The organism is Staphylococcus agnetis (genome assembly GCF_011466855.1).
GTDB lineage: Bacteria > Bacillota > Bacilli > Staphylococcales > Staphylococcaceae > Staphylococcus > Staphylococcus agnetis.
The window spans coordinates 1975884-2002186 of sequence record NZ_CP045927.1 but is presented as its reverse complement, the minus strand read 5'-3'; the positions used below and the strand labels follow the sequence as shown (position 1 = coordinate 2002186).

General features: G+C 35.2%; 25 protein-coding genes. 22 read left to right on the top strand and 3 right to left on the bottom strand.

The features are described 5' to 3' along the window. Positions 1-18 precede the first annotated feature (18 nt). From GJE18_RS10155 to GJE18_RS10095, 13 genes are all read left to right on the top strand, one after another. On the top strand, positions 19-1827 hold the full coding sequence (locus GJE18_RS10155) for a polysaccharide biosynthesis protein (RefSeq protein ID WP_107368883.1): 1809 nt from the start codon (positions 19-21) through the stop codon (positions 1825-1827). 10 nt (positions 1828-1837) lie between these two features. Beyond that, positions 1838-2872 carry a nucleoside-diphosphate sugar epimerase/dehydratase gene (locus GJE18_RS10150; protein ID WP_060551788.1) on the top strand — a complete coding sequence of 345 codons (1035 nt, stop codon included), beginning with the start codon at positions 1838-1840 and terminating at the stop codon, positions 2870-2872. Between the two features lie 3 nt (positions 2873-2875). Beyond that, on the top strand, positions 2876-3985 hold the full coding sequence (locus GJE18_RS10145) for a polysaccharide biosynthesis C-terminal domain-containing protein (protein ID WP_103345139.1): 1110 nt from the start codon (positions 2876-2878) through the stop codon (positions 3983-3985). Positions 3986-3987: 2 nt separating this feature from the next. Further along, complete coding sequence (gene wecB / locus GJE18_RS10140; RefSeq protein WP_107368884.1) at positions 3988-5115, top strand: non-hydrolyzing UDP-N-acetylglucosamine 2-epimerase; 1128 nt, start codon at positions 3988-3990, stop codon at positions 5113-5115. Then, positions 5112-6203 (top strand): glycosyltransferase family protein, encoded by a 1092-nt coding sequence (locus GJE18_RS10135; protein WP_060551785.1) that lies wholly within the window; start codon positions 5112-5114, stop codon positions 6201-6203. Before wecB ends, GJE18_RS10135 begins: the two co-directional genes overlap by 4 nt. After that, complete coding sequence (gene cap8I / locus GJE18_RS10130; protein ID WP_107378667.1) at positions 6190-7605, top strand: type 8 capsular polysaccharide synthesis protein Cap8I; 1416 nt, start codon at positions 6190-6192, stop codon at positions 7603-7605. The genes GJE18_RS10135 and cap8I overlap by 14 nt, the downstream gene beginning before the upstream one ends. Beyond that, a complete protein-coding gene (locus GJE18_RS10125; protein WP_168429073.1) occupies positions 7580-8152 on the top strand; it encodes an acyltransferase in 573 nt (190 codons plus the stop codon). The genes cap8I and GJE18_RS10125 overlap by 26 nt, the downstream gene beginning before the upstream one ends. Next, complete coding sequence (locus GJE18_RS10120; RefSeq protein WP_060551783.1) at positions 8139-9377, top strand: oligosaccharide flippase family protein; 1239 nt, start codon at positions 8139-8141, stop codon at positions 9375-9377. The genes GJE18_RS10125 and GJE18_RS10120 overlap by 14 nt, the downstream gene beginning before the upstream one ends. A gap of 9 nt (positions 9378-9386) precedes the next feature. Beyond that, the gene (locus tag GJE18_RS10115; protein WP_107368595.1) at positions 9387-10592 is read left to right on the top strand and encodes a glycosyltransferase family 4 protein; all 1206 of its coding nucleotides are present in this window, start codon (positions 9387-9389) and stop codon (positions 10590-10592) included. Positions 10593-10606: 14 nt separating this feature from the next. After that, on the top strand, positions 10607-11170 hold the full coding sequence (locus tag GJE18_RS10110; protein ID WP_060551781.1) for a sugar transferase: 564 nt from the start codon (positions 10607-10609) through the stop codon (positions 11168-11170). Then, a complete protein-coding gene (locus GJE18_RS10105) occupies positions 11170-12024 on the top strand; it encodes an NAD-dependent epimerase/dehydratase family protein (RefSeq protein ID WP_107368594.1) in 855 nt (284 codons plus the stop codon). Before GJE18_RS10110 ends, GJE18_RS10105 begins: the two co-directional genes overlap by 1 nt. Positions 12025-12147: 123 nt before the next feature. Continuing rightward, positions 12148-13296: an FAD/NAD(P)-binding protein gene (locus GJE18_RS10100; protein ID WP_107368593.1), complete on the top strand. Its 1149-nt coding sequence runs from the start codon at positions 12148-12150 to the stop codon at positions 13294-13296. 66 nt (positions 13297-13362) lie between these two features. After that, the gene (locus tag GJE18_RS10095; RefSeq protein ID WP_060551778.1) at positions 13363-13746 is read left to right on the top strand and encodes an NUDIX hydrolase; all 384 of its coding nucleotides are present in this window, start codon (positions 13363-13365) and stop codon (positions 13744-13746) included. 32 nt (positions 13747-13778) lie between these two features. On the opposite strand, the gene GJE18_RS10090 is transcribed toward GJE18_RS10095, so the two are convergent. Together GJE18_RS10090 and GJE18_RS10085 are read right to left on the bottom strand one after the other, a co-directional pair. Then, entirely contained in the window at positions 13779-14186 is a 408-nt protein-coding gene (locus GJE18_RS10090; RefSeq protein WP_240928873.1) for a hypothetical protein, read from the bottom strand. A 138-nt stretch (positions 14187-14324) separates the two neighbouring features. Further along, complete coding sequence (locus tag GJE18_RS10085) at positions 14325-15518, bottom strand: PucR family transcriptional regulator (RefSeq protein ID WP_240928872.1); 1194 nt, start codon at positions 15516-15518, stop codon at positions 14325-14327. 690 nt (positions 15519-16208) lie between these two features. On the opposite strand from GJE18_RS10085, the gene GJE18_RS10080 reads away from it, so the two are divergent. The 9 genes from GJE18_RS10080 to GJE18_RS10040 all read left to right on the top strand — a co-directional run bounded on the left by GJE18_RS10080 (position 16209) and on the right by GJE18_RS10040 (position 25482). Continuing rightward, complete coding sequence (locus GJE18_RS10080) at positions 16209-17846, top strand: alpha-keto acid decarboxylase family protein (RefSeq protein WP_107368591.1); 1638 nt, start codon at positions 16209-16211, stop codon at positions 17844-17846. Between the two features lie 481 nt (positions 17847-18327). Continuing rightward, positions 18328-19731: an anthranilate synthase component I gene (locus GJE18_RS10075; RefSeq protein ID WP_103345675.1), complete on the top strand. Its 1404-nt coding sequence runs from the start codon at positions 18328-18330 to the stop codon at positions 19729-19731. After that, the gene (locus GJE18_RS10070) at positions 19728-20294 is read left to right on the top strand and encodes an anthranilate synthase component II (protein ID WP_060551774.1); all 567 of its coding nucleotides are present in this window, start codon (positions 19728-19730) and stop codon (positions 20292-20294) included. Before GJE18_RS10075 ends, GJE18_RS10070 begins: the two co-directional genes overlap by 4 nt. A gap of 1 nt (position 20295) precedes the next feature. Continuing rightward, entirely contained in the window at positions 20296-21312 is a 1017-nt protein-coding gene (gene trpD, locus GJE18_RS10065; RefSeq protein ID WP_107376494.1) for an anthranilate phosphoribosyltransferase, read from the top strand. After that, positions 21296-22087, top strand: coding sequence for an indole-3-glycerol phosphate synthase TrpC (trpC, locus tag GJE18_RS10060; RefSeq protein ID WP_060551772.1), 792 nt, complete (start codon positions 21296-21298; stop codon positions 22085-22087). The genes trpD and trpC overlap by 17 nt, the downstream gene beginning before the upstream one ends. Continuing rightward, positions 22078-22707: a phosphoribosylanthranilate isomerase gene (trpF, locus tag GJE18_RS10055; protein ID WP_107368588.1), complete on the top strand. Its 630-nt coding sequence runs from the start codon at positions 22078-22080 to the stop codon at positions 22705-22707. The genes trpC and trpF overlap by 10 nt, the downstream gene beginning before the upstream one ends. Beyond that, positions 22704-23918 (top strand): tryptophan synthase subunit beta, encoded by a 1215-nt coding sequence (gene trpB, locus GJE18_RS10050; protein WP_060551770.1) that lies wholly within the window; start codon positions 22704-22706, stop codon positions 23916-23918. Before trpF ends, trpB begins: the two co-directional genes overlap by 4 nt. After that, entirely contained in the window at positions 23911-24651 is a 741-nt protein-coding gene (gene trpA, locus GJE18_RS10045; protein WP_107368587.1) for a tryptophan synthase subunit alpha, read from the top strand. Before trpB ends, trpA begins: the two co-directional genes overlap by 8 nt. Positions 24652-24768: 117 nt before the next feature. Next, on the top strand, positions 24769-25482 hold the full coding sequence (locus tag GJE18_RS10040; protein WP_060551768.1) for an HAD family hydrolase: 714 nt from the start codon (positions 24769-24771) through the stop codon (positions 25480-25482). A gap of 106 nt (positions 25483-25588) precedes the next feature. Here GJE18_RS10040 and GJE18_RS10035 read toward each other — a convergent pair whose 3' ends face one another. Beyond that, entirely contained in the window at positions 25589-26017 is a 429-nt protein-coding gene (locus tag GJE18_RS10035; RefSeq protein WP_037567228.1) for a 6-pyruvoyl trahydropterin synthase family protein, read from the bottom strand. Positions 26018-26303: the final 286 nt, after the last annotated feature.

The window sequence follows — 26303 nt, the reverse complement described above, 5'->3', positions numbered from 1 at the left end:
TTATAGGGGGAATGTCGAGTGTCTAAAGTACCCGCTCGCTTAAGATTTTTATTATTAATATTATTAGATTCCATCATTGTAACTGGATCTATTTTTATAGGTTACTTCATATTAGAACCGTTTTTTGCAGGATATTCTGTAAGAGTACTATTATTATCATCTTTACTATTACTGTGTTCTCACCATTTGTTTGCATGGCTATTTGATTTGTACCATCGCGCATGGGAATATGCTAGTGTGAACGAATTGTTACTAATCGTAAGAGCAGTCACAGCATCAATATTGGTCACGGCATTACTCGTCCCATTGATAACCTTCAAGCCACCGTTTTTTAGACTTTATTTCATCACATGGATGATGCATCTGATTTTAATTGGTGGGTCAAGGTTATCTTGGCGCGTCTATCGTCGTGTATTTATGTCGGACAATGTAAAGAAGAAACCCACAATGATAGTGGGTGCAGGTGAAGGCGGTTCGATGCTTATTAATCAAATGTATCGCAGTCCTTACATGGGGATGGAACCTGTACTTGCTGTAGACGATAATCCTCGAAAGCAAAACATGCATATTGCGCAAGGGGTTAAAGTGCAAGGGACAACTCAAGATATCCCCGAATTGATTAAACGATTCCGAATTAAGAAAGTGATTATAGCCATTCCGACATTACCGCATAAACGGCTTCAAGAAATTACTAAAATAGCAGAACATCCAGGTGTGGAAGTATTAATCATGCCAGATATTGAAAGTGTGATGACGGGTGAACTTGAAGTCCAACAACTGAAAAAAGTTGAAGTTGAAGACTTACTTGGACGTGATCCAGTGGAATTAGATATGGCAGCGATTTCAAAAGAACTCACTGGACGTACCGTTTTAGTGACCGGAGCTGGGGGTTCTATCGGATCAGAAATATGTCGACAAGTGTGTAAGTTTGAACCTGAGCGCATTGTCTTAGTCGGTCATGGTGAAAACAGCATTTATTTGATTCATCAAGAACTCCAAGGATTATATAAAGAGCGTATAGACATCATTCCAGTGATTGCAGATGTACAAGATCGCGACCGCATCGAGATGATTGTTAAAGCACATCAACCTTATGTAATCTATCATGCGGCAGCACATAAGCATGTGCCTTTGATGGAAGCAAATCCACATGAAGCTGTAAAAAATAATGTGATAGGGACTAAAAATGTTGCCGAAATCGCAAAACAATATGAAGTCCGAAAATTCGTTATGATTTCAACAGATAAAGCGGTGAACCCTCCTAATGTCATGGGGGCAAGTAAGCGTGTGGCTGAAATGATTGTTCAAAGTCTCAATGACCATTCAGGGAAAACCGATCTTGTCGCAGTAAGATTTGGCAATGTTTTAGGTTCAAGAGGTTCCGTAATTCCATTATTTAAAAAGCAAATTGAAGCAGGAGGTCCTGTAACGGTAACACATCCTGATATGACGCGGTATTTCATGACGATACCCGAAGCATCGAGACTTGTTTTACAGGCTGGCACACTTGCACAAGGGGGCGAAGTGTTTGTATTAGACATGGGAGAGCCTGTAAAAATTGTAGATCTTGCTAAAAATTTAATTCGGTTAAGTGGCTATAGCATTGAAGATATAGGCATTGAGTTTACAGGCGTACGACCTGGAGAAAAATTGTACGAAGAACTTTTAAGTGATGATGAAATACACCCAGAACAAGTTTATGACAAAATTTATCGCGGAAAAGTAAAAGAAGTGAGTAAGTCAGAAATCAACGCAATTTTAGATGAGTTAACACAACATTTTACGAAACAGCGTATTTTAGATATAGCAAATAATGATGATAAATAGGGTGATGTCGATGTTTAGAGATAAAACAATACTCATTACAGGGGGCACAGGGTCATTCGGTCAAGCTGTAGTGGATCGTTTTTTAGAAACAGATATAAAAGAAATACGTGTTTTTTCACGCGATGAAAAAAAGCAAGACGATTTAAGAAAACAATACAATAACCCGAAACTTAAATTTTATTTAGGCGATGTACGTGACAGCTTGAGTGTAGAAACAGCGACACGTGGTGTTGATTTTGTCTTTCATGCGGCTGCGTTAAAACAAGTGCCATCGTGTGAGTTTTTCCCAATCGAAGCGGTGAAAACGAACATTCTAGGGACAGAAAACGTTATTCAAGCTGCTATTCGTGAAAATGTAAAAAAGGTCATTTGTCTTTCTACAGATAAAGCGGCATACCCAATCAATGCAATGGGCATTTCTAAAGCAATGATGGAAAAAGTATTTGTTGCGAAATCACGAAATGTTGATGCGGATGAAACGTTAATATGCGGGACGCGATATGGCAATGTGATGGCGTCACGTGGTTCTGTTATTCCGTTATTTATCGACAAAATTAAAAACGGTGAACCTTTAACAATTACAGATCCTGACATGACACGATTTTTAATGAGTTTAGAAGAAGCGGTGGAACTTGTTATCCATGCATTTAAACACGCCCATACCGGCGATATTATGGTTCAGAAAGCGCCAGCGTCAACAGTAGGAGACTTAGCACAAGCGTTACTTGAACTTTTCAATGCGGATAATGACATTAAAATTATTGGTACACGACATGGGGAAAAGAAAGCTGAAACGCTGCTCACACGTGAAGAATATGCGCAATCAGAGGATATGGGAGATTATTTTAGAGTACCGGCAGATGCGCGTGACTTAAATTATGATAAATATTATGAAAAAGGTAGTCATAAAATAACAGATGCGTACGAATACAATTCAGACAATACGCACCAACTGTCTATTGAAGAAATTAAAGAGAAGTTACTTACATTGGAGTATGTCAGAAATGAAGTCGCAGCAGTTCAAAAAGCGCGCAAAGGGGAATAGAAAATGAAAGTTGTAATTACAGGTGCTAACGGCTTTGTAGGTCAAAACTTATATTACGATATGAAAGCAACGACGGACCATGAACTCCTCACTGTAACACGAGATACATCTGATTATGACCGAGAGCATGCTTATAAAATTGCAGACGTCATCGTCCATTTAGCCGGTGTTAATCGTCCAAAACATGAGGAAGAATTCAAAAAAGGCAACGTGTCATTACTTGATGACATGCTACGAATCGTTAAATCGAATCCGAAACATCCACGAATCATTTTATCATCATCAATACAAGCAGAGCGCGACAACCCTTATGGCAATAGTAAGCGTGAAGGAGAAAACGTACTTGAAGCTTTCAGTCAAGAAAATGGCAATGAGGTTGTCATTTATCGCTTCCCGAACTTATTTGGGAAGTGGTGTAGACCGAACTACAATTCAGTGGTCGCAACTTTTTGCCATAACATTGCACATGATGAACCGATTCAAGTTAATGATCCTAACGTAATGTTACGCCTTAATTATATTGATGATGTTGTTGAAGAATTGAAACGCGCAATTGAAGGGCATCCTACAATTGAAAATCATCGTCCTATCGTCCCACAAATATACGAAGTTTCATTAGGGGTTATTGCGGATTTAATTCAAAAATTCAAAGCAACGCGTACCAATCGACAACTTCCTAAACTAGACAATCCTTTTGAAAAAGCGCTCTATAGTACGTATTTAAGCTATTTACCTAAGGATGCATTTAGCTACGATTTAGTTATGCATAAAGATACGCGTGGGTCATTTACTGAATTTATAAAATCACCAGACCGCGGACAAGTATCGGTTAATATTTCTAAACCAGGTATTGTAAAAGGGAATCATTGGCACCACACAAAAAATGAAAAATTTTTAGTTGTTAGTGGTGAAGGGGTGATACGATTCCGGAAACCTGGTGAATCGGACATCATAGAATATTTTGTATCAGATCAAAAATTAGAAGTTGTTGATATACCAGTAGGCTATACACATAATATAGAAAATTTAGGTGAGTCAGATATGGTGACAATTATGTGGGTCAATGAAATGTTTGATCCTGACCATCCTGATACCTATTTCTTGGAGGTCTAACTATGACGAAACTCAAGCTCATGACAATTGTTGGTACACGACCTGAAATCATCCGTTTATCATCAACGATTAAAGCGTGCGACCGCTATTTTAATCAAGTACTCGTGCATACAGGTCAAAATTACGATTATACGTTAAACCAAGTGTTTTTTGATGATTTAGAACTTCGCGCACCTGATTATTATTTAGAAGCTGTAGGGACGCATTTAGGAGATACAATGGGAAATATCATTGCGAAATCTTACGAAGTCCTTTCGCAAGAACAACCTGACGCATTGCTCATTTTAGGCGATACGAATAGTTGTTTATCGGCAGTCGCTGCAAAACGGCTTAAAATACCAGTTTTTCATATGGAAGCGGGGAACCGTTGTTTCGATCAAAATGTCCCTGAAGAGATTAATCGTAAAATCGTAGACCACGTGAGTGACGTCAACTTACCATATACGGAACATAGTCGACGTTATCTACTTGATGAAGGGTTTAAAAAAGAAAATATTTTCGTGACAGGATCGCCTATGAAAGAAGTGCTAGAAGAACACGCAGACAAAATTAATCATAGTGATGTGTTAAATACGCTCAATTTAAAGCCGCAAGAATATATTTTAGTCTCTGCGCATCGTGAAGAAAACATTGATCATGAAGATAATTTTATGTCATTAATGAATGCGATTAATGACATTGCAGAAAAATATCAAATGCCAATTATTTATTCTACACACCCACGAAGTTGGAAAAAAATTGAGGAACGCAATTTTAAATTCCATCCATTAGTAAAACAACTGAAACCTTTTGGATTTTTTGATTATAATGCATTACAAAAAAATGCATTTGTCGTGCTTTCAGACAGTGGCACACTTTCAGAAGAGTCCTCGATGTTAAAGTTTCCAGGTGTATTAATACGAACTTCCACTGAACGCCCTGAAGTTTTAGATAAAGGTACTGTCATCATTGGTGGAATCACATATGAAAACTTAGTGCAATCTGTTGAAATGGCACGTACCATGCAAAACAATAATGAGCCGATGATTGATGCGATTGATTATAAAGATACAAATGTTTCGATAAAAGTTGTGAAAATCATTCAAAGTTATAAAGATATTATCAATCGTAATACATGGAGAAAACTATGAAAATAGCTATACTAGGTGCAACTAATATCAAGCATATGTCTTTATTAACACATTATTTAGATATAATTGATAATAAAAAAAATGTAGTTGATATTATTTATACAGATAAATACGGCGTTAATGAACCAATAAATAATGTTAATCAAATATATAAATTTGATGTAAATATTAATAATAACATGAGTTTTTTTAGAAAAGCTTTAGAATACTACAAATTCAGGCCTTTTGTAAAAAAAATTTTAAAACAAAACAATTACGACTTTATTATTGTATGGGGAAGTTATACCGCTCATCTTTTTAAAGATGTACTAATTAGACATTATAAAGATAAATATATAGTGAATATAAGAGATTACTTTTTTGAAAACAATAAATTTATTTATCTTAGAATGAAGAAAATTATTGAAAACAGTTTTATAACTACGCTATCTTCACCTGGTTTTAAGCATTTCTTACCCAAAGCTACTGATAAGCTAAAAGTAATATATAGCATAAATAAAGATGTGATTAACAATAGTATTAAAAATGAAACTTTTAACTTTAATAAACCTATCAAGATTGGGTTTATAGGAAATGTACGATTTTTAGATATGAATAAAATGCTGATGGATTGTTTGAAAAATGATTCGAGGTTTATTTTACAATTCTTTGGAACAGGATCTAACAATCTTAAAGAATATGCAGAAAGAAAGTCTATTAATAACGTAGAGTTTATATCTGCATTTAACGTTAATGAAACGAGCCAACTTCTTAATAATATCGATATTTTAAATAACGTTTACGGCAATAATAGTATGTCATTAAACTATGCACTCTCAATCAGATTGTATTATTCATTATTTCTTAGAAAGCCTATACTAACTTCGCCAAATACCTTAACATCTCAGGAAGCCCATACTTTTAATCTTGCGTTTGATATAGATGAAAATAATAACGTGAATTTGGGTGATCTAATTGAAAATTGGATTAATAACATAGACTATCATGAAGTAGATATTGAGTGTAGAAAGTACATTGAAAAAATCACTTCTATCAACGACGAATTTTATCAATATATAAATGGAAGGTTTAACTATGAAGACATCTAACTTACTGTTACTCATCACTAGTTTAATATCATTTATAATAATTTTGATTAACGGTGAAATTATTTTATCTTTAATGCCACTATTTTTTGTTTTTTCATGGCTAATTACACGCTTTATAAAAAATGGTAATTTGTTTTTTACAAAAGGTATATTTATACTTTTCGGATTTATAAGATTAGTATTAATTCCGTTAGTTATTGCTATTAGTGGCGATAAAAAAATTGATAACTTACCATTGGGGTTTATGTACTTTAATCAAGGTGTTTTATTGATTATATTTGAATATTTAGTTGGAGCTATACTATTAGTTGTTTTATCCAAAATTTTTAAAGATACGATAAAGTCTAGAAAAGAGTTTAAATTAGCTGGTTCTAGATTTTTCTATTACATTTTCATAATATTTGTAATTATAGCATTTGTCTCTATACCATCTGTTAGAGAAACAGTTTCTTTTTTAATTATTAAGACTGATGCATCAGGAAGAGGAGAAGAGGCTACAGCTGGAATTAATGTATTGTTAAGGTTATTTTTACAATTATCTTTGATGCTTTTATTTATTATTTCTTCTTATCGTTCATATCAGAAGTATAAAGTCAATCCTAGCTTTATTTATTTGATATTACCTCTTATATTCGGAATTATCAATGTTGGATTAATTGTAGGAGAACGTAGAAGTATTCAAATATACACATTAGTTGGAGTATTAGTAATCATTTCGCTACTATTTAAGTATCATAGTAAAAAAGTCAACATAGTAATTTTATCTGTTGGAGCGTTCATATTGATATCAATGACGCTATATAAGGAATTATATGTGTTTAATTTTAGTTCATATACTGATGCATTAAATAGTAGCAATGTAAATAATGTTAAATTCATTGATAGTTTACAATCCTATTTTTACGGACCTCATAATGTTGCAGCCTCTATTGCTTATTTAAATTATTATGATGGTTCTTTAAGGCAATTAATTTTTGATTATACGAGATCTATTTTCGGTATTAATATGCTAGTTGATAAATCTCAGTTACTTACAAGTCAGTTGTTTAATCAAATAATATACGGAAACAAACAATTAACAGGTCATTTAATATCTAGTGCTGGGTATGGATATATATACTTCGGGCCATTATTATTTCCAATTGTATTATTTACGAATTTATTGATGGCCAGTACTCTAGAGTATTTAATTAGAAAAAATAATTGCTTGGATTTAATTTTTATTGGTACTTATTTGTTTATGAGGGTTTCATTCACAATGTTTGGACATACAATCCCGATTTTAACTACTGGGACAATGGTATTGATTGTTTTTAGTGCCATAATTCTAATTAGTATATTTGTAAAGAAAATACTAAGATTGGTGATGATTGATTATGATAAGACAATTTATGAGAAGTAGATGGTTTAAATTATTAAATTTACCATTACATATTTTTTATAACAAAAAGTATTTACGTGGTTACTACTATGAAAATAAAGTTATGGGATGGGTATGGGCATGGAAAGCTGTTCCCTTTAAATTGATAGGCGTGAACAGAAAATTACCTTTTCCTGCAGATAGCACAGTTAGAATTCATAATGCTAAAAATATAATTTTTGATAGAGATGATATTCATATATTTCAATCACCAGGTACTTACTTTAACAATTTTTCAGCCAAAATATATATAGGTAAAGGAGTATATATTGCACCAAATGTAGGTATTATAACAGCTAATCATGATTTTAATGATTTGCATGCACATAATGAGGGGAAAAATGTAGTTATAGGTGATAAATCATGGATAGGCATGAATGCTGTAATATTACCTGGTGTAACTCTTGGAGAAAAAACTATTGTGGGAGCAGGTGCTATTGTTACTAAAAGTTTTCCGGAAGGTAATGTAGTAATAGCTGGTAATCCCGCTAAAAAGATTAAAGAGTTGAGTGTAAATGAAGCAAAATAAATTTTTTAAAGATTCTATTATAATGGTTTTGTCGAGCGGTATTGCTCAACTTTTACTAATAGGAACTATTCCTATAATATCTAGATTGTACTCACCAAGTGAATTTGGTGAGTTTACAATTTTTAGTAATGTTGCTATGGTACTAATTCCTATTATCAATGCAAGATATGATTTACTTATTATTAATGCTAAAAATTATAAACAAGCAAATATTCTATCTCAAATTAGCTTCATAATTAGTCTAATTGTATTACTTTTTTTGTTGCCTTTAGCTATAGTTTGTTTAATAGTACAACCAGATTATTTATTAGAACTTTCATTTTTAATAATAATGTTACTTTTAGTTAGCCTAACTAATATTTTCACTAATTATCTAAATAGAGAGAGAAAATATAACACACTTAGTTTAATAAATATTTTTAGGGCGTTATTTATGGTTGTTTTGCAAATTTTATTTGGATTTTTAAACTTTGGTAGTATGGGACTAATTATAGGTTTTGCATTTTCATATATAGCCGGCATCACACTAGGCTTTAAGGTGTTTAAAAAACATTTTAGATATGTTCCATCTTTTGCATCTAATTTAGTTTTATTTAAAAAATATAAGAATCAAATGATATATTCGACACCGTCTATATTTTTGAATAGCTTATCATTTACTGTCGTGGTTTTTTTTATTGGAATTTTGTTTTCTAACCATGAAGTTGGTTTATACGGTATGGCAATTAAAATATTGGGAGTTCCTATTACGATACTCTCATTAGGACTTTCTAAAATTTTCATGCAAAAAGCTAATGATTATTATATAACTTTTGGAAGTTTTAGAACATTATTAGTTAAGTTTTCGCTTATCCTAGTAGCAATATCTGTTGTAGTTTATGTACCGTTTTATATAATAAATGACAATCTAATTGTCAGGGTTTTAGGGGAAGAATGGGTAGATACAATTCTTATAATGAAAATAATTATCCCGTTATTTTTTATTAGGTTGATTGTTTCTACTGTTTCTTTAACGGTTATTGTATTTGAAAAACAGCATATAGAATTAATGCTACAGGCTTGCTTTCTAATTGTAACCGTTATTACATTTTTTATTGCCAAATTAATGACTCTCAGTTTGGAATCATTCCTTGTAATCAATACATTAGGGCTTATAATCTCATATTTATTGTTTTATATAGCTACATTTTATTTTGCAAAAAATAAAAGTTTCATAAGAAAATAGGTGATAATCATGGCTAAAAAGAAAATTTTGATATTGTGTCAATACTTCTATCCAGAATATGTGTCCTCAGCGACTTTACCCACTCAAATGGCAGAGGACTTAATGAAAAAGGGTATTGATGTTGATGTGATATGTGGTTGGCCTTATGAATATAGTAAGAAAAAGCGTATAAAAAAACGAGAGACATACTATGGTATCAATATTGAACGACTCAAATATACTCAACTCAATAGTAAATCTAAAATTGGGCGTATTGTTAATTTCTTTTCATTGTTTTTAAGTTTTGTGACAAAAATGCCTAAAATGATGAAGTATGATGAAATATTAGTGTATTCCAATCCACCGATTTTACCTTTGATTCCTGATGTATTATACCGATATTTTAAGAAACCTTACTCATTTGTAGTTTATGATATTGCACCTGATAATGCGTTAAAAACAGGGGCAACACGGCCTGGAAGTATGATTGATCGTCTTATGAAATATATTAACAAGCATGTTTATCACAATGCCCGAAATATTATTGTACTAGGTACTGAAATGAAACATTATCTATTACAAAATAACATTGCAACACGTGAAGACCATATTCATGTGATTCCCAATTGGTATGATACTCAAAATCTATCTGACGATATTGTAAGAAACAGCGAATTTAAAATGTTGCGTACCCAATATGAAAAAATATTATTGTATAGCGGTAATATGGGACAATTGCAAGATATGGAAACACTTATTGCATTTATAAAAGAAAATAAGGATGATGACACTACTTTAACTATTTTTTGTGGTCATGGAAAAAAACAACATTTAGTGAAAGATGCGGTACAAAAATATCAGTTAAAACATGTACGTGTCTATGATTTTTTAACTGGGTCTGATTATGCGGATGTGCTGAAAATTGCAGATGCTTGCTTTGCCTCTCTTATTCCTGAGGGTGTTGGATTAGGTGTTCCGAGTAAAAACTATGGCTATCTCGCAGCAAAAAAACCACTCATTTTAATTATGGATAAACAATCTGATATTGTGCGTCATGTTGAAGCCTATGATGCAGGTATACAAGTTGCTAATGGTGATGCATCTTCAATAACACAATTTATTCATACCCATAGCCGAGATGCATTGAAAACAAAAGGCGTACATGCCTATCAATTGTTTGAAAATGAGTATACAAGGCAAAAGAATACCAACAAATATTATGAATTATTAAAGTGAGGAGCGGAGTGAGGATGGATTTTAAACGTGCCTTTGATATTGCAAGTGCTCTAGGAGGCATTATTGTATCTGGACCCATTTTATTGGGAACAGCAGCTTTGATAAAGTTAGAGTCTCCCGGGCCTGTAATTTTTAAACAACGTCGCCCAGGGTTAATGAATAAGATTTTCAACATCTATAAATTTAGATCAATGAAAATCGATACCCCGAATGTTGCGACAGATAAAATTGATGCTTCTTTATTTATCACAAAAACAGGTAAAGTGATTCGTAAAACATCTATAGATGAACTCCCCCAATTATTTAACATTTTAAAAGGGGACATGTCTGTTGTAGGTCCACGACCAGCATTATACAACCAGTATGAACTTATCGAAAAGCGAACAAATGCTAACGTACACACAATTAAACCTGGTTTAACAGGTTTAGCTCAAGTAATGGGACGAGATGATATTACGGATGACCAAAAAGTTGCTTATGACCGTTGGTATTTGGAAAATCAATCGACGTTGCTAGATATTTATATAATCTATAAAACAATTAAAAGCACAATTAAATCAGAAGGTGTGAGCCACTAATGAAAACCATATTAATTACTGGTCAAAATGGGTATGTAGGCAATCATTTAGAAAATAATTTAAAGCAATGTCATCGTGTAAGTCGTGTTAATGTTAAAACATATGAATGGAAAAATGAGGATTGGTCGCATATTGATGTGGTCATTCATGCCGCAGCACTTGTGCACAATAATCAACCTCATGCCAATATGGAAGATTACATGAAAGTGAATTATACGTTGACAAAAGAGGTTGCTGAAAAAGCAAAAAATGCAGGTGTAAAACAATTTATTTTCTTAAGTACGGCCAATGTATACGGTCTTACAGGTAGGGTAGGTGAAGATGTCTTTATTACACCTGAAACACCGATCCAACCAAATACGGCTTATGGCATCTCAAAAATGTATGCAGAGCGTGCTTTAAACGAAATTGCTACGCCACAGTTTAACGTGGCGCATATCAGACCACCAATGATATATGGTTATAAAGCACCAGGTAATTTCAGTAAACTTGAAAAAGTGGCAAAATATTTACCAATCATCCCTGATATCCAAAATAAAAGAAGTGCGATTTATATCGATCATCTTGCACGCTTTATATCAGTGCTCATAGATAAAGGTACAGGAGGTATTTATCATCCTCAAGATGATTTCGATTTAAATACGACGCGTGTGATTCAAACGATTCGACAACGTTTAGGCAAGCCAACTGTAACGATACCTTTTCCGCATCATTGTTTAAAGTTACTCAATTATATCAGTCTTGCGAGAAAGCTATATGGTAATTTAAAATATGATGAAACATTAGAAGATCATGTAATAACATATGAACAAGATGATTTTTACAGCGTTATGCAAGCAACATTAAATCAATAAATAATGAAGAGTACTAGAAATCGGTCACGCTTTCTAGTGCTTTTTTTATGAGTTGCAATTCTAATTGAAATCCATTATCATTTATAAAGCGTAATAATTACGATTTAAGAACGAGGTGTTTTGATGTCCAAATGGATAATCATAGGTGGCGGTGTTCAAGCCACAACAATTGCAATTCATTTAAAAACATTAGGTTTATCTAATAAAAATTTAAATATTATCGATCCACATCGCACATTGATGGCGCAATTTGAAGCGCAAACGAAGCGCATCGGAATGGAATATTTGCGTTCACCCATTGTGCACCATTGTCATCCAGCGCCATTTGATCTAAAACGCTTTGCGCGAGATGAAGACTATGCTCAACCTTTTAAAGGGCGTCATCAAAGGCCACGCTTAGATATGTTTTTCGATCATACTCAACATTGGATAACACATTACAATCTAGAAGCGTGTCATATTCAAGATACTGCTATAGATATAAAACGAGAGGATGGTATATGGCATGTGCGCTTACAAAAAGGTGAATGGGTCACTGGAGACCATGTAATTTTAGCGATGGGCACGCATCACCATCCTTTTGTACCAGACATATTTAAAAATAAGCCTCACGTTACACATATTCATGATAGAGATACAGCGCCTCATTATCATGCGTCACATGTTGTAGGAAGTGGTATTTCCGCGGGCCATTTAACACTAAAACTTATTCAAGATAATCCAAACCAAGTGATACATTTATGGATGAAAAAAGACTTTGAAATGTTCGATTTTGATGCAGATCCCGCTTGGTTGGGGCCTAAGAAAATGCGTGGATTCCAACAAGAAACCGATTTATCTAAACGCATTAAAATTAACAAATATGAACGACATAAAGGGTCGATGCCTAGAGATATGATTATGGCGTTAAAACACTTTCAACAAGATGGCCGTCTGATCATACATCAAAACCCAATACAATGCTGTGATGAACATCATATTGTAACAGAGTCTGAAAGAATTAAATATGATCATATTTTACTTGCGACAGGCTTTAAATATGATGTGATGGAACAACCTTTAATGAAACAACTTTGTCATATGCATGAAGCAGAATGTATAGAAGGCTTTCCAAAAACGAATTTTCAATTGGAATGGTTGCCACAATTGTACGTTGCTGGAATGATGGCAGATTTAGAGCTGGGTCCATTTGCACGCAATATTATGGGAGGACGCCAGGCTGCATTACGTATTGGTGAAGCGTTTCAACAACTGAATCATATCGCAAGCTAACGTTTGAAAGCACAAAGTATTTTAGATAAACTTTAATCATAAATCAGTACAAAGGGGATTTGCATAATGATACGTTGTGTGTGTTTAGTGGATCGACAAGGTGATGCATTGAGACTTGTCGAAGTGCGTCATCGTGATAAAATGTATTTTCCAGGAGGAAAGATTGATACTGGAGAAACTTTAGAAGCGGCACTTATAAGAGAAGTGAAAGAAGAATTGCAATTAGAGTTAACTGAAAACGATATTGAGTATATTGGGTCTGTTACGGGGCCTGCTTATCCACAATCGAATGAAATCACGGAATTACATGGCTTCCGAACAATATTTCCAATTGATTGGGCAGAAATTCAAATTGCGTCTGAAATTACGCACATCGATTGGGTGAATATGAATGATCATACACGCATCGCGCCAGCAGTGTTAAAATGGATTGAACAATATGAAATATAAAGACGCGCCCAATGTAGCTTAGGGCGTGTCTATTATTTTTTGATTTGTTCTACATGAGTTAAATTAGGATAAAATCCCCACCTAGGTAAATAGAAACCTATCGTATCCACTTTGATTTGTTGACCTTCTTTAATTTGGTCTTGAATATCACGACTATCAAATTTTTGACGTAATAATATATCACCGTTCTCAATTTTAATAATTTGATCCCCTTGTTTTACCTCTATATAGTATGTTTTACCTGTGGTCACACTATGATTTTCTGCATATTTTTGAACCACTTTTCCTTCATACGTATGGCGATTCAATTCCGGTATAAAAGTACCTAATCCTACAAACAAGATTAACACTATGAATCCACATATAAATAATATATTCATCACACGTGATCCAAGTTTGTCCATTACTTTAAAGATGCCTTCTTTAATTTTTCTCATCATATGTGGTCGCTCCTCATCACTGTTTACCTAAAGATACTACATATTTAAAATTAAAACTATAAAGGACTATTCAATAAAAAATAGTAATAAGGAAACATGTATGCCAAAATTTCCCCATTACTATTTACCGAGTAGAACTTATTTAGATTTTTTATATAGCATTTGTGCAATTCTTAAAAGGACGATGCCATCAATCGTGTTCGGGTCCCATCCTGTAATATCATGAATTTTTTTAATACGATAATTTAACGTATTACGATGTATAAATAAGTCATTCGCGGTTTTAACTAACTTACCATGATTGCGGAAATATGCTTCAACCGTTTCATTTAAATATTTGTCTTCACCAAAATCTAATAACTTCTTATAATTTGTCACCAGCGACGTTTCATTACTTGGTGTGAAATAACTGATGTTATTGCAAATGGTTTCTAACTCATACTCTTTATATGTGTGTACACCATCTGTATAACGTAACATACGTATCAGTTTTTGAAGAGACATCGCTTCATTATAAGACTGAACGAGTCCTTGAACACCCATATTGAATGTGCCTATTGTGATCACCGTTTTTTTCAAAATATCATCTTGTTGATTTGAAATGAAGTCCTTTAATGCTTTAAGTGATGTACCTCGATGTTTATTAGATTTAAAAAGGTAAATATAATCTTGAGGTGACGTTTCAATGACATCATCAGTAGGTAATTTCCATTTATCTAAAGCGTCTCGTAAACTACGTATTTTAGATTTACTCGTTGTTTCTATATGAATTAACGCAACAGCGGTTTGTTCATTTAATCCAAGTTGGTCAATAATGCCTTTGCGATTGTAGTTTTGAATTTGACGCTCTTGATTGAATAATATATAAGACAACATTTGAGTACGTGATAATTGGTTGCTATACGATTCAGCACGTTCTTTTTCTTGAGTAATGACAAATTCTGCATTTAATTTTAATAAACGTGAATAGTCTCTAATTTCATCAGGTTGTCCGAGGATGATCACTGTACCATGAGCAGTATTATCATGTTCAAAAGGAGTAACGATACACGGGCTGTCCACATTCCAAAATTTCATATCCTCGTTTTCAATTTCGATGGGAACGTTTCGATTAACGGAATGGAGCGCAGCCTTATGTGAATGTCCTAAATAATTTGGTGTTGAAGCGGCAATAACCTGACCACTTTGGTTAGTGATTAGGATATCTTTTTTAATGATAGATGCTGTTTTCTTAATCGTCTTTTGTGCCCAATATTCTTTCCTCATTTTGAACGTCCATCCCCCATCTAGTCGTAGTATCACATGTGTATGCTCAATATGTTGGATTTTCACACATAAAAGCACCGTTGGTAATGTTATGCATAGAAATATATTAACATTTCAAACTTAAAACTTTGAATGATTTGCCCAAATCTATTGTGCAATTTCACAATAAACGGTAATCATTTTCTAGAATATCAGTACCAATAATATCCAAAATCATACTGATTAAACATAATTTAGAGTGGATTAAACTTTTTTAAACTCACTGTAATTTTAATACAATTATACTGTACAAAGTGTAATCAAAATGTAATGTATTCGTGTACAATTTCCTCTTCATATAATGTCATCTTAATTTTGCATGGATTACTTAAAAAGTGAGGTGAATATGTGTTTACAAATTCTATATTTCCAAACCAATTCATTCAAATCAATTATATCAATTATATCTAACATTCTATATTTTTCTCCCTCACATTCTCCCTTAAATATTTTGTATGGAACGCACTTTATACGTTCGTAAAGTTATCGTTAAAATGAGATTGAATTACTAAACGAACAAAAGCCGAGATCTTCAAAATTCAATTGAGTTGTGAAGATTTTTTGATATCAGTCACATGAAGTTCAAATTTAAAGGTGAGGTATGTTGTCACATTAGTCGTGTGAGATGTAACATAAATCTATTAAAGGTCAATATAATTGACTATTTTTGTGTACTCATTTATACTAGGAGCAAATAAAGAGAAAAAGGTGAAGCACATGAAAAAGAAAATCAGTCAATTTATATTTGATGAAATAGAGCGTCAAGGCGTGGATACAATTTTTGGTGTACCTGGAGATTTTAACTTAGCATTTTTAGATGATATCGTAGCCCATCCAAAATTAGAATGGGTGGGCAATACGAATGAATTAAACGCGGCGTATGCGGCAGATGGCTATGCGCGCCTTAAAGGATTAAGTGCAATGGTAACTACATTTGGTGTTGGAGAGTTAAGTGCTGTGAATGGCATTGCTGGTTCTTATGCAGAACGTGTGCCAGTGATTGCGATTACTGGAGGACCTACAACAGTCGTTGAAAAAGCGGGTAAATACGTTCATCATTCTTTAGGTGAAGGTGTTTTTGATGTGTATCAAAAAATGTATCAACATATTACGGTTGCTCAATCCTATATAACACCTGAGAATGCGCTAACTGAAATTCCGCGCGTCATTCAAGCAGCATTGGATGAAAAGCGTCCAGTTCATATCCATCTTCCTATTGATACGGCGATGGTTGAAATTGACGTGCCTGATACAGAGCAACATTCAAAAGAAGAATCAACTGCCACTGAATGGTTAACTGTGCTTGAACAAAAATTACAGCAGGCGAAGCAACCGACACTCATTGTTGGTCACGAAATAAATAGTTTTCATTTACAAAATGAAGTTAAAGTGCTAGTGGATCAACTCGGATTACCCGTTGCGCAATTATCTTTAGGTAAATCAGCATTTGATGAAACGCACCCAAATTATATGGGAATTTATGACGGTAGCATTGCTCATCCAGCGATAAAAGATTATGTCGATAACAGTGATTTAGTTATTACTTTAGGTGCAAAATTAACGGATTCGGCAACGGCTGGTTTTTCTTATCAATTTGCAGATGAACAGATTATGACGTTAAACCATAAAAATATTCAAGTAGATGAAGTAACGGTTGAAACGATGGCATTACCTGAAATTGTGAGCCAAATGTCAAAACTGAATTCTCATTTTGAAGGAGAATGGCCACAATGTGAACACCCTTCTAATTCAGAAGTTGTCGTTGACGATGCACCACTTACACAACAGCACTATTTCGAGTTAATGCAACAATTTATTAAGCCAAATGATGTGTTAATCGCTGAGCAAGGAACGTCATTTTTTGGAGCATACGATTTAGTCTTACCACAAGGAGTAACGTTTATTGGGCAACCTTTATGGGGGTCTATTGGTTATACATTCCCAGCAACATTAGGTACGCAACTTGCAGACCGTCATCGACGCAATATTTTATTAATTGGTGATGGTTCACTTCAATTAACGGTTCAAGATATGGCCACAATGTTGCGTCAAAATATTCACCCAATCATTTTTATTATCAATAATGATGGTTATACTGTGGAACGTAAAATTCATGGTGAAAATGAACCGTACAACGATATTTCAAAATGGGACTATCATTTATTACCAACTGTATTTGGTCATAAAGAGACGCCTACGTATCAAGTTTCAACGTCTAAAGCATTAAAAGAAGTTATGGATAAAGTGAACAATCAACCACAATCTATGCATGTGATTGAAGTGTTTATGGATAAACATGATGCTCCAGAGAAATTGACGAATATTGCGAAAGCATTCGCAACTCAAAATAAATAATTGGGTGTTGACACGTCAAAACTATGTCTGTATAGTATGAATTATCAAATAACTTAAATGGATTGATAAGTAACGTTTGATGTTGTAGTGTTCAGAAAGCTAACGGGTGATGGAAGTTAGCACAACGCAATCGCGAAATTGGGCAATCTTAAGGTTGAGAGTTAAATAATGTGAAAAGTGAACATGTTTTAAACATGTTAATAAAGGTGGCACCACGTTAACGCGTCCTTTTTGAAGCGTTAATGTGGTGTTTTATATTTTGTGAGGAAAAATGAAGTAACTTTATAACTGGTAGTGTCAGAAAATGAACGGTTGATGTGAGTTCATACCTTTATGAAGTGAATTGGGTTTTTCTGTAAGCAACCAATTGCATAATGAGAGTGAGCAGTTTTTACTGCTAATTAAGGTGGTACCGCGCGTGAAGCGTCCTTTATATGGACAATCATGCGTGGTTTTTTATTTTAAAAGGAGGGATGATTCAATGATTATAAAATATCGTGTGCTTAATGCGCCGGTGAATCCAGAAACACTTGCAAGACACCAAGATAAAAAGATCATTCTGGAAAGTGCGACGACGGACCAGACGAAAGGACGTTTTTCCATTGTTGTTTTTGACACTTATGGACACTGTGCATTAAAAGATGAAGTGTTGCATATTCAGACGCCAGACCATTACCAACAAATTACAACACATCCATACGAGGCATTGAAGGCATATATTAATGACTTTAAAGCAACTATAGAGGAGGCGTCATTAAAGACGCTGCCGTTTGTATCAGGCTTTATGGGATATTGTAGTTTTGATCTTGTACGTCATGCATTTCCAATCTTAAAACAACAAAAAATCACAGGAGAGACGAATGATGCGTTGTTTCATATGGTTGAATCTGTGTATGTATTTGACCATTATAAAGAACAAATTTATGTTATTGCGACAAACTTTTTCTCGAAGGTATCAGATGCCACATTGTCAAAGCGACTAGATGAGATGATGCAAGTGTTTGATCATATTGAACTCTTTGAACGTCAGTATCCACTGCCAAATCGTTATAAAGAGATAGAAACGAACATTTCGAATACATTGTTTATTGAACGTGTTGCAATGTTCAAGAATTTAATTCAACAAGGTGATATGTTTCAAGTCGTTCCGTCACGTATTTATCGTTATAAACACCACTTTGGTGCATATAAAAATGCGTTGTCCTATCAACTCTATCAACAACTGAAACGTAATAATCCAAGTCCATATATGTTTTATTACAATATGGGAGCTGATATTTTTGTTGGTAGCTCACCTGAGAGTTTCGTAAAAGTGAAGCATCAAGAAGTGATGACGAATCCGATAGCAGGCACGATTCAACGAGGTGCTAACGATATGGAAGATGCCGAAAATGCTACGAAGCTTTTACAGGATGAAAAAGAATTAAGTGAACATCGCATGTTAGTTGATTTAGGTCGGAATGATATTTTAAGAATTGCCCAGCCTGGCTCATTGCGTATCCCAAAACTGATGACGATTGAACGATACGAGCATGTGATGCATATCGTGAGTGAAGTGATTGGTACATTAAATCAAGATGCGACTCCTATGGACGTTATCACCTCATTACTGCCAACTGGAACAGTATCAGGTGCACCTAAAATTAGAGCCATTCAGCGCCTGTATGAATATTATCCCTTTAAACGAGGGGTCTATAGTGGAGGGATTGGTTATATTAATTGTGATCATGCGTTAGATTTAGCATTAACGATACGTACAATGGTTATAGATGAGACGCATGTCAATGTTGAAGCGGGTTGTGGTGTAGTATATGATTCTGTACCTGAAAAAGAACTAGAAGAGACACGTCTTAAAGCTAAAAGCCTATTGGAGGTAACGTTATGATTCTCGTTATCGATAATTATGATTCATTCACATATAACTTAGTTGATTTATTACATCCTTATGATGAAGTAAACGTCGTCTATCCTGATGATCCAACATTGTATCATTATCAACCAGATGTCGTAGTGATTTCTCCTGGACCAGGTCACCCAAACGATACGACACATTTAGCAGAAATTATTGAACACTTTAAACATTTACCAATTTTAGGCATTTGTTTAGGTGCACAGGCACTATATTGTTATTATGGTGGCACTGTGCGAGTGGGCGAAAAGGTGATGCATGGAAAAATGGATCAATTACAATTCCAAACACCATCACCTTTATATGAAAATATATCAGAATATTCAGATATTATGCGGTACCATTCACTTATTTGTGATGAAAGTACGTTACCAAAAGCGTTGCAAATTACTGGACGAACGATAGACGCGATTCAATCATTTCAACATCAATATCGATTACATGTAGGGGTCCAGTATCATCCGGAGTCGTTTGCGAGTCCAGATGTTGCGCACATCATCGCTAATTTTATCGCTATGGCGAGAAAGGAAGGGCACTAATATGAGGTTACTTGATACTTTAAGACAGAACCAATCATTATCAGAACAAGATATTCATACATTTGTACAAACATTACTTTCAGAAGATGTTCTATTACACGATAAAGTGACTTTGCTTAAAGCATACACAAAAAAAGGGGAGACGGCGGATGAATTATATCATCTTACAGCTAAACTGATTCAAACAACATATCATCCCCAACCTGAATATTCCGGAAGCATGTGTGTCTGTGGGACAGGTGGAGACGGATCAAATAGTTTTAACATTTCAACAACGGTTTCGTTTATAGTAGCGGCAGCTGGTGTGTCCGTAGTCAAACATGGTAATAAAAGTGTGACCTCCCAGTCAGGAAGCGTCGATGTGTTACATGCATTAGGCATCTCAACGACACCTGTGAATAATGTTCCAAAACAGCTCACAGAAACGAACCTTGCTTTTGTAAGTGCCACAACGGCATATCCAATTATGAAGCAATTACAACCTGTCCGAAAAAGCATTCAGCATCCTACCATTTTTAATATTGTTGGACCTATGATCAACCCATTTAAACTCGACTATCAAGTAATGGGGATATATGATCCTCATCGTATTGCGATCACTGCTGAAACGTTATTACGTTTAGGGCGTAAAAAGGCTATTGTCATGCATGGTGCTGGCGGCATGGATGAAGCAACGCTTTCTGGAGATAACCTTATATATGAAGTTAATGAAGGTCAAGTGACGTCCTATACACTCAATGCGACAGAGCTAGGGTTACGTTCCGCTGATAATTCTGAACTTAGAGGTGGAACGCCTGAAGAAAATAAGGCACTTATGCTTAGTATTTTAAAAGGAGCGAATACGTCTGTATGTCGTGACGTCGTGATTTTAAATGCAGCGATAGCACTTTACGTTGCTGAAAAAGCCATTAATTTTCAAGACGGCGTGATACAAGCAGCACAGCTCATACAGAGTGGTCAAGCCTACCGTCAATATTTAAAAATGGTAAAGGAGTCAGAACATGAATCTGTTGGATGAAATCGTCTTATATAAAAAGCAATTGCTTAAAGAAGGTTATTACGAAGACAAATTAAATACTTTGCCTCGTGTTGATATACAGCATAAAAATACGTTACAACATCGGTTAGATCATAGTCATCAAATTGAAGTGATTGCAGAAATAAAATCGAAAAGCCCTACCGTTAATGATATACCAAAACGTTGTTTAGAAGACCAAGTGAAGGCATATACAGAAGGTGGTGCAGCCGCAATATCTATTTTGACTGATGAAGCATACTTTCAAGGGTCTTTTGAACGGCTCGCCGCATTATCACCCACGACGACATGTCCGATTTTATGCAAAGATTTTATCATAGATCGACGTCAAATTGATGTAGCAAAAAAGGCAGGGGCATCTGTAATTTTATTAATCGTCTATATTTTGGATGATACACAATTAAAAGCATTGTATGATTACGCGACAGCATTAGGATTAGAAGTAATAGTGGAAGTACACAGTAAAGCAGAATTAGCTCGAGCGCACCGCCTTCATCCTAAATTGATTGGTGTGAATAACCGTGATTTAAGACGTTTTGTTACAAACGTGGAACACACCAATGACATACTCAAAACATCGCGTTCCAACATACATTATATTTCAGAAAGTGGTATTCAACATCATTCGCACATAGAGAGGATTCAACCTTCTGGTATCCATGGGGTGCTCGTAGGAGAGGCATTGATGAAGTCGGATGACCCTAGCGCTTTAATACAGGCAATGAGGCTCCAAAGGGGGGATGAGCGTTGTACTTAAAGTTATGTGGATTTACACGTGAAGTCGATGTGCAAGCTGCATGTCAATTAAATATCGATGCACTAGGGTTTATCACTTTTCCTAAAAGTCAACGTTATGTTGATTTTACGCAATTGGCCAAATTAACAAAACATATTCCAGAACATATCGACCGTGTTGCGGTAACCGTTAATATGCCCCATGCGCATATAGAACAGATCATTAAATGTACACGAGTGAATACACTTCAACTCCATGGGGACGAGACGATATCTACAATTCAAAAGTTGAGAGACCACAATCCTCAGGTACAAATTTTTAAGGCATTACATGCAAATGATGAACTCATGTATCAGATTGAACATGTCGCGCCATATGTAGATAAAATTATTGTCGATACGCCGACCAGTATGTTTGGAGGCTCTGGGCAAACTTTTGATTGGCACAAACTCAAACAGCTGAGTGATACCCCGGTAGTGGTAGCCGGTGGGGTCAATTACGAAAACATTCATCATTTGTTAACATCCTATCCATTTATAGAAGGGGTAGACATTGCAAGTGGTATCGAGAGTGATAAAGGTATTAAAGATACACAAAAAATGACGCAAATTGTTGAGACAGTGAGAGGAGTAATAAAATGAAAAACATTCAATTACATGCAGATGAAAATGGGTTGTTTGGTGGCTACGGCGGACGCTATGTGCCTGAAACATTAATGCCAGCAATTGCAGAATTAAAAGAGGCATATCAGGAAGCGCAAGCAGATCCTAATTTCTTCAAAACATTCAAATCATATTTAAAAAACTATGTGGGTAGAGAAACACCGTTAACCTATGCGAAATCTTACACAGAAGCACTAGGTGGTGCCAAAATTTATCTGAAGCGTGAAGATTTAAACCATACAGGCGCGCATAAAATTAATAATGCACTTGGTCAAGCATTAATCGCCAAACGCATGGGCAAAAAGAAACTTGTAGCTGAAACGGGCGCGGGTCAACATGGCGTGGCTAGTGCGACAGTTGCTGCATTATTCGATATGGAATTGGTCGTTTTCATGGGAGCAGAAGATATTAAACGTCAGCAATTAAATGTATTTCGTATGGAGTTACTTGGTGCAACAGTGGTCTCTGTAGAGGAAGGACAAGGAACGCTCTCTGATGCAGTGAATAAAGCATTACAATATTGGGTGGCACATGTGGATGATACGCACTATTTACTTGGTTCAGCGCTAGGTCCAGACCCGTTTCCAACGATGGTGCGCGATTTTCAACGCGTTATAGGTGATGAAATTAAAGCACAAATGCGCGCCCAAACAAAGCGCTTACCAGATGCGGTCGTGGCTTGTATTGGTGGTGGATCGAATGCGATTGGCACATTTTATCCGTTTATAGAAGATGATGTCAAACTTTATGGTGTAGAAGCGGCAGGTCATGGCGTTGATACCGATCGCCATGCCTTAGCAATCACAAAAGGTAAAAAAGGTATCTTGCACGGTGCAAAAATGTATTTAATTCAAGACGACGAACATCAAATTAAATTGGCGCATTCCATCTCTGCTGGGTTAGATTATCCGGGTGTAGGACCAGAACATTGTTATTATCATGATATAGGACGTGTCACATATGAATCGGCTTCAGATTCTGAAGCAATGGATGCCTTAATTCGTTTTTCTAAAGCAGAAGGAATCATACCGGCTATTGAAAGTGCACATGCATTAAGTTATGTTGAAAAACTTGCACCTCAAATGGATAAAGAACAAATCATCGTCGTGACAGTTTCAGGGCGTGGTGATAAAGATATGGAAACAATCCGAAATTATATAAAAAATAAGGAAGGTGGTCATCATGAATAAAGCGTTTGTCGCATATATAATGGGAGGGCCTCATTTTATCGAGGAATTAAAAGTGCTTGATCGTAGTGGTGTGGATTATGTAGAAATAGGCATTCCCTTTTCTGATCCTGTTGCAGATGGGCCAATCATAAAAGCAGCAGGTGAACGCGCGATAGCAGCAGGTATGACATTAGAGGTGATTTTAAATCAGCTCAGCGCACATCGTCATGAGCTGTCAACCCATCTTATTTTGATGACTTATGCCCATATGATTGAAACATATGGAGAAGCGGCATTTATGCATAAGATGGATGAGCTTCAGATTTACGGCGTAATCATTCCGGATATGCCTTTTGAATACATTGAACACTTAAAAGCGCGTTATCCAAAGCGTAAGGTCAAACTCATTTCCCTTGTCGCAATGACCGCTTCAGAAGATCGTATGAAAGCCATTGCTGAAAAAGCAGAAGGATTTATCTATACTGTGACGATGAATCAAACTACAGGTCAAGATGGCAACTTTCATCCTGAATTGAAACAGCGTATTCAAAAGTTAAAAGCGTATACGCCTCTTCCGGTGATGGCTGGTTTTGGTATCCGAGATGCTTCACAAGTTCATGATATCATTACCGTTTCAGACGGCGTCATCATAGGAAGTGAAATTGTGAAAAGATTTCATGAAACTGGGAAGGACGAGACTGCAGCATACTTACAAAACATTAGGGACGTATTAAACGAAGCAACGACGACGTAAGCCGTTATTGTTAAATTTACGAAAATCAATTAAATCATTGTAGACAATAAGGGTGTTAAATGTAACGCAACACGTTATAATAACGGTAACAATAGTTATAGAAAGGGTGTGGCACGCATGACGTATACGTTTATTTTTGATTTAGATGATACGTTGTATGATCAACTCCAAGCATTTAATGTTGCGTATCATTATCACTTTGCAGATAGTGATATTAGTGTTGCGTCATTATATCGACATTTTCGCCACTATAGTGACCTCGTATTTGAACAAACGCAAGATGGTCGTATGACGGTAACTGAAATGCACATTTATCGTATTACAGCAGCACTTAATGATTTCGACATTACTTTACCAGAAAGAAAAGCCATCGCATTTCAACATGATTACGAACATGCTTTAAAAGGGATTGCGTTGTCACATCCGATTAAAACGTTATTATATCTATTAAAATCACACGACATCCCTTGTGGCATCATTACCAATGGTGAGAGTCATCATCAACGATTAAAAATAAAAACGCTTGAATTAGATCACTACATTCCAGAGTCACATATCTTTATTTCTGCAGAAGAGGGCATGTCAAAACCAGATGTAGCACTATTTCAACAAGTCGTTAGTGAATTGGATTTAAATCCTCAACATACATTTTATATAGGGGATAATTTCGAAAATGACGTCATCGGCGCGTTAAATGCAGGGTGGCGTGTCATTTGGTTCAATCGACGCAATCGCCCGGCAACGCATGAAGGTTATAAACCGGATTACTATGTAGATAGTGAAGAGGCATTAGTTGAAGTGATTCAAACACTAATGAATGAAAAAGCATAATGATATGTATATTAGAATGACAAAATTAATAACCTTCAAAGCTCATAAGCGAAAATGACCTTTGAAGGTTATTTTTGTGCGTCATAATATGAACATACCCGTAATGTTATTGTGCCATGATATCTCTGGTAAAGCGCACACCTTGCTCTGGGGTTTCATACATAGTGATGGCATTAAGAGAAACGTCTTCTGGCAAATGTGCACTCAACGTATCCCAAAACCAGTAAATTAAGTTTTCTAGTGTGATATTCATATCGGGTAATGTTTCATTTAATAATTGGCCGTCCAGTTTGGGTTTTAAATGCGTTTTATAAATGTTGTCGATGATTCTAAAGTCAACAGCCATCCCCAAATCATCTGTTTTTGACCACAATTCAATATCTATGAGATAGCGGTTGTCCTTTAAATCGTGATGTGCGGTTTCACTTAAAAATATGCGGGCATCCGCAGTAAACTCATAATGGCGTAACACTAATATGGTTTTGTGATGTTGCGCAAATTGTTTTGGTGGTGTCACGTTATCAAATTTAGACATACATCCCACTCCCTCTTTTTTAGTATCATAACATAATATTATTGTGGTTCGAAGGAAGGTGTCTTGTGAATGGGGAACGTGGTGTGTCACTTGTACAAGTTTTTATTATTTACTTTAAATAGTCGAAGTAGGTGAAAATACTGAATTGATATCTAAAACTGGCTATTGATATGCATTGATTAGAATGATTAAACGTCTTGACCTAAGGGAGTATTGCTTTCTAAATTAGGGAATCAAATATCAAAGATAAGGGACTAATTGTTCTAAACACTAATGTAAAAATTAT

What these genes read in the sequence shown, in the direction of transcription:
- GJE18_RS10150 (WP_060551788.1), top strand. Translation starts at nt 1,838, where the DNA reads ATGTTTAGAGATAAAACAATACTCATTACAGGGGGCACAGGGTCATTC.
- GJE18_RS10145 (WP_103345139.1), top strand. Translation starts at nt 2,876, where the DNA reads ATGAAAGTTGTAATTACAGGTGCTAACGGCTTTGTAGGTCAAAACTTA.
- wecB (WP_107368884.1), top strand. Translation starts at nt 3,988, where the DNA reads ATGACGAAACTCAAGCTCATGACAATTGTTGGTACACGACCTGAAATC.
- GJE18_RS10135 (WP_060551785.1), top strand. Translation starts at nt 5,112, where the DNA reads ATGAAAATAGCTATACTAGGTGCAACTAATATCAAGCATATGTCTTTA.
- cap8I (WP_107378667.1), top strand. Translation starts at nt 6,190, where the DNA reads ATGAAGACATCTAACTTACTGTTACTCATCACTAGTTTAATATCATTT.
- GJE18_RS10125 (WP_168429073.1), top strand. Translation starts at nt 7,580, where the DNA reads ATGATAAGACAATTTATGAGAAGTAGATGGTTTAAATTATTAAATTTA.
- GJE18_RS10120 (WP_060551783.1), top strand. Translation starts at nt 8,139, where the DNA reads ATGAAGCAAAATAAATTTTTTAAAGATTCTATTATAATGGTTTTGTCG.
- GJE18_RS10115 (WP_107368595.1), top strand. Translation starts at nt 9,387, where the DNA reads ATGGCTAAAAAGAAAATTTTGATATTGTGTCAATACTTCTATCCAGAA.
- GJE18_RS10110 (WP_060551781.1), top strand. Translation starts at nt 10,607, where the DNA reads ATGGATTTTAAACGTGCCTTTGATATTGCAAGTGCTCTAGGAGGCATT.
- GJE18_RS10105 (WP_107368594.1), top strand. Translation starts at nt 11,170, where the DNA reads ATGAAAACCATATTAATTACTGGTCAAAATGGGTATGTAGGCAATCAT.
- GJE18_RS10100 (WP_107368593.1), top strand. Translation starts at nt 12,148, where the DNA reads ATGTCCAAATGGATAATCATAGGTGGCGGTGTTCAAGCCACAACAATT.
- GJE18_RS10095 (WP_060551778.1), top strand. Translation starts at nt 13,363, where the DNA reads ATGATACGTTGTGTGTGTTTAGTGGATCGACAAGGTGATGCATTGAGA.
- GJE18_RS10090 (WP_240928873.1), bottom strand. Translation starts at nt 14,186, where the DNA reads ATGATGAGAAAAATTAAAGAAGGCATCTTTAAAGTAATGGACAAACTT.
- GJE18_RS10080 (WP_107368591.1), top strand. Translation starts at nt 16,209, where the DNA reads ATGAAAAAGAAAATCAGTCAATTTATATTTGATGAAATAGAGCGTCAA.
- GJE18_RS10075 (WP_103345675.1), top strand. Translation starts at nt 18,328, where the DNA reads ATGATTATAAAATATCGTGTGCTTAATGCGCCGGTGAATCCAGAAACA.
- GJE18_RS10070 (WP_060551774.1), top strand. Translation starts at nt 19,728, where the DNA reads ATGATTCTCGTTATCGATAATTATGATTCATTCACATATAACTTAGTT.
- trpD (WP_107376494.1), top strand. Translation starts at nt 20,296, where the DNA reads ATGAGGTTACTTGATACTTTAAGACAGAACCAATCATTATCAGAACAA.
- trpC (WP_060551772.1), top strand. Translation starts at nt 21,296, where the DNA reads ATGAATCTGTTGGATGAAATCGTCTTATATAAAAAGCAATTGCTTAAA.
- trpB (WP_060551770.1), top strand. Translation starts at nt 22,704, where the DNA reads ATGAAAAACATTCAATTACATGCAGATGAAAATGGGTTGTTTGGTGGC.
- trpA (WP_107368587.1), top strand. Translation starts at nt 23,911, where the DNA reads ATGAATAAAGCGTTTGTCGCATATATAATGGGAGGGCCTCATTTTATC.
- GJE18_RS10040 (WP_060551768.1), top strand. Translation starts at nt 24,769, where the DNA reads ATGACGTATACGTTTATTTTTGATTTAGATGATACGTTGTATGATCAA.
- GJE18_RS10035 (WP_037567228.1), bottom strand. Translation starts at nt 26,017, where the DNA reads ATGTCTAAATTTGATAACGTGACACCACCAAAACAATTTGCGCAACAT.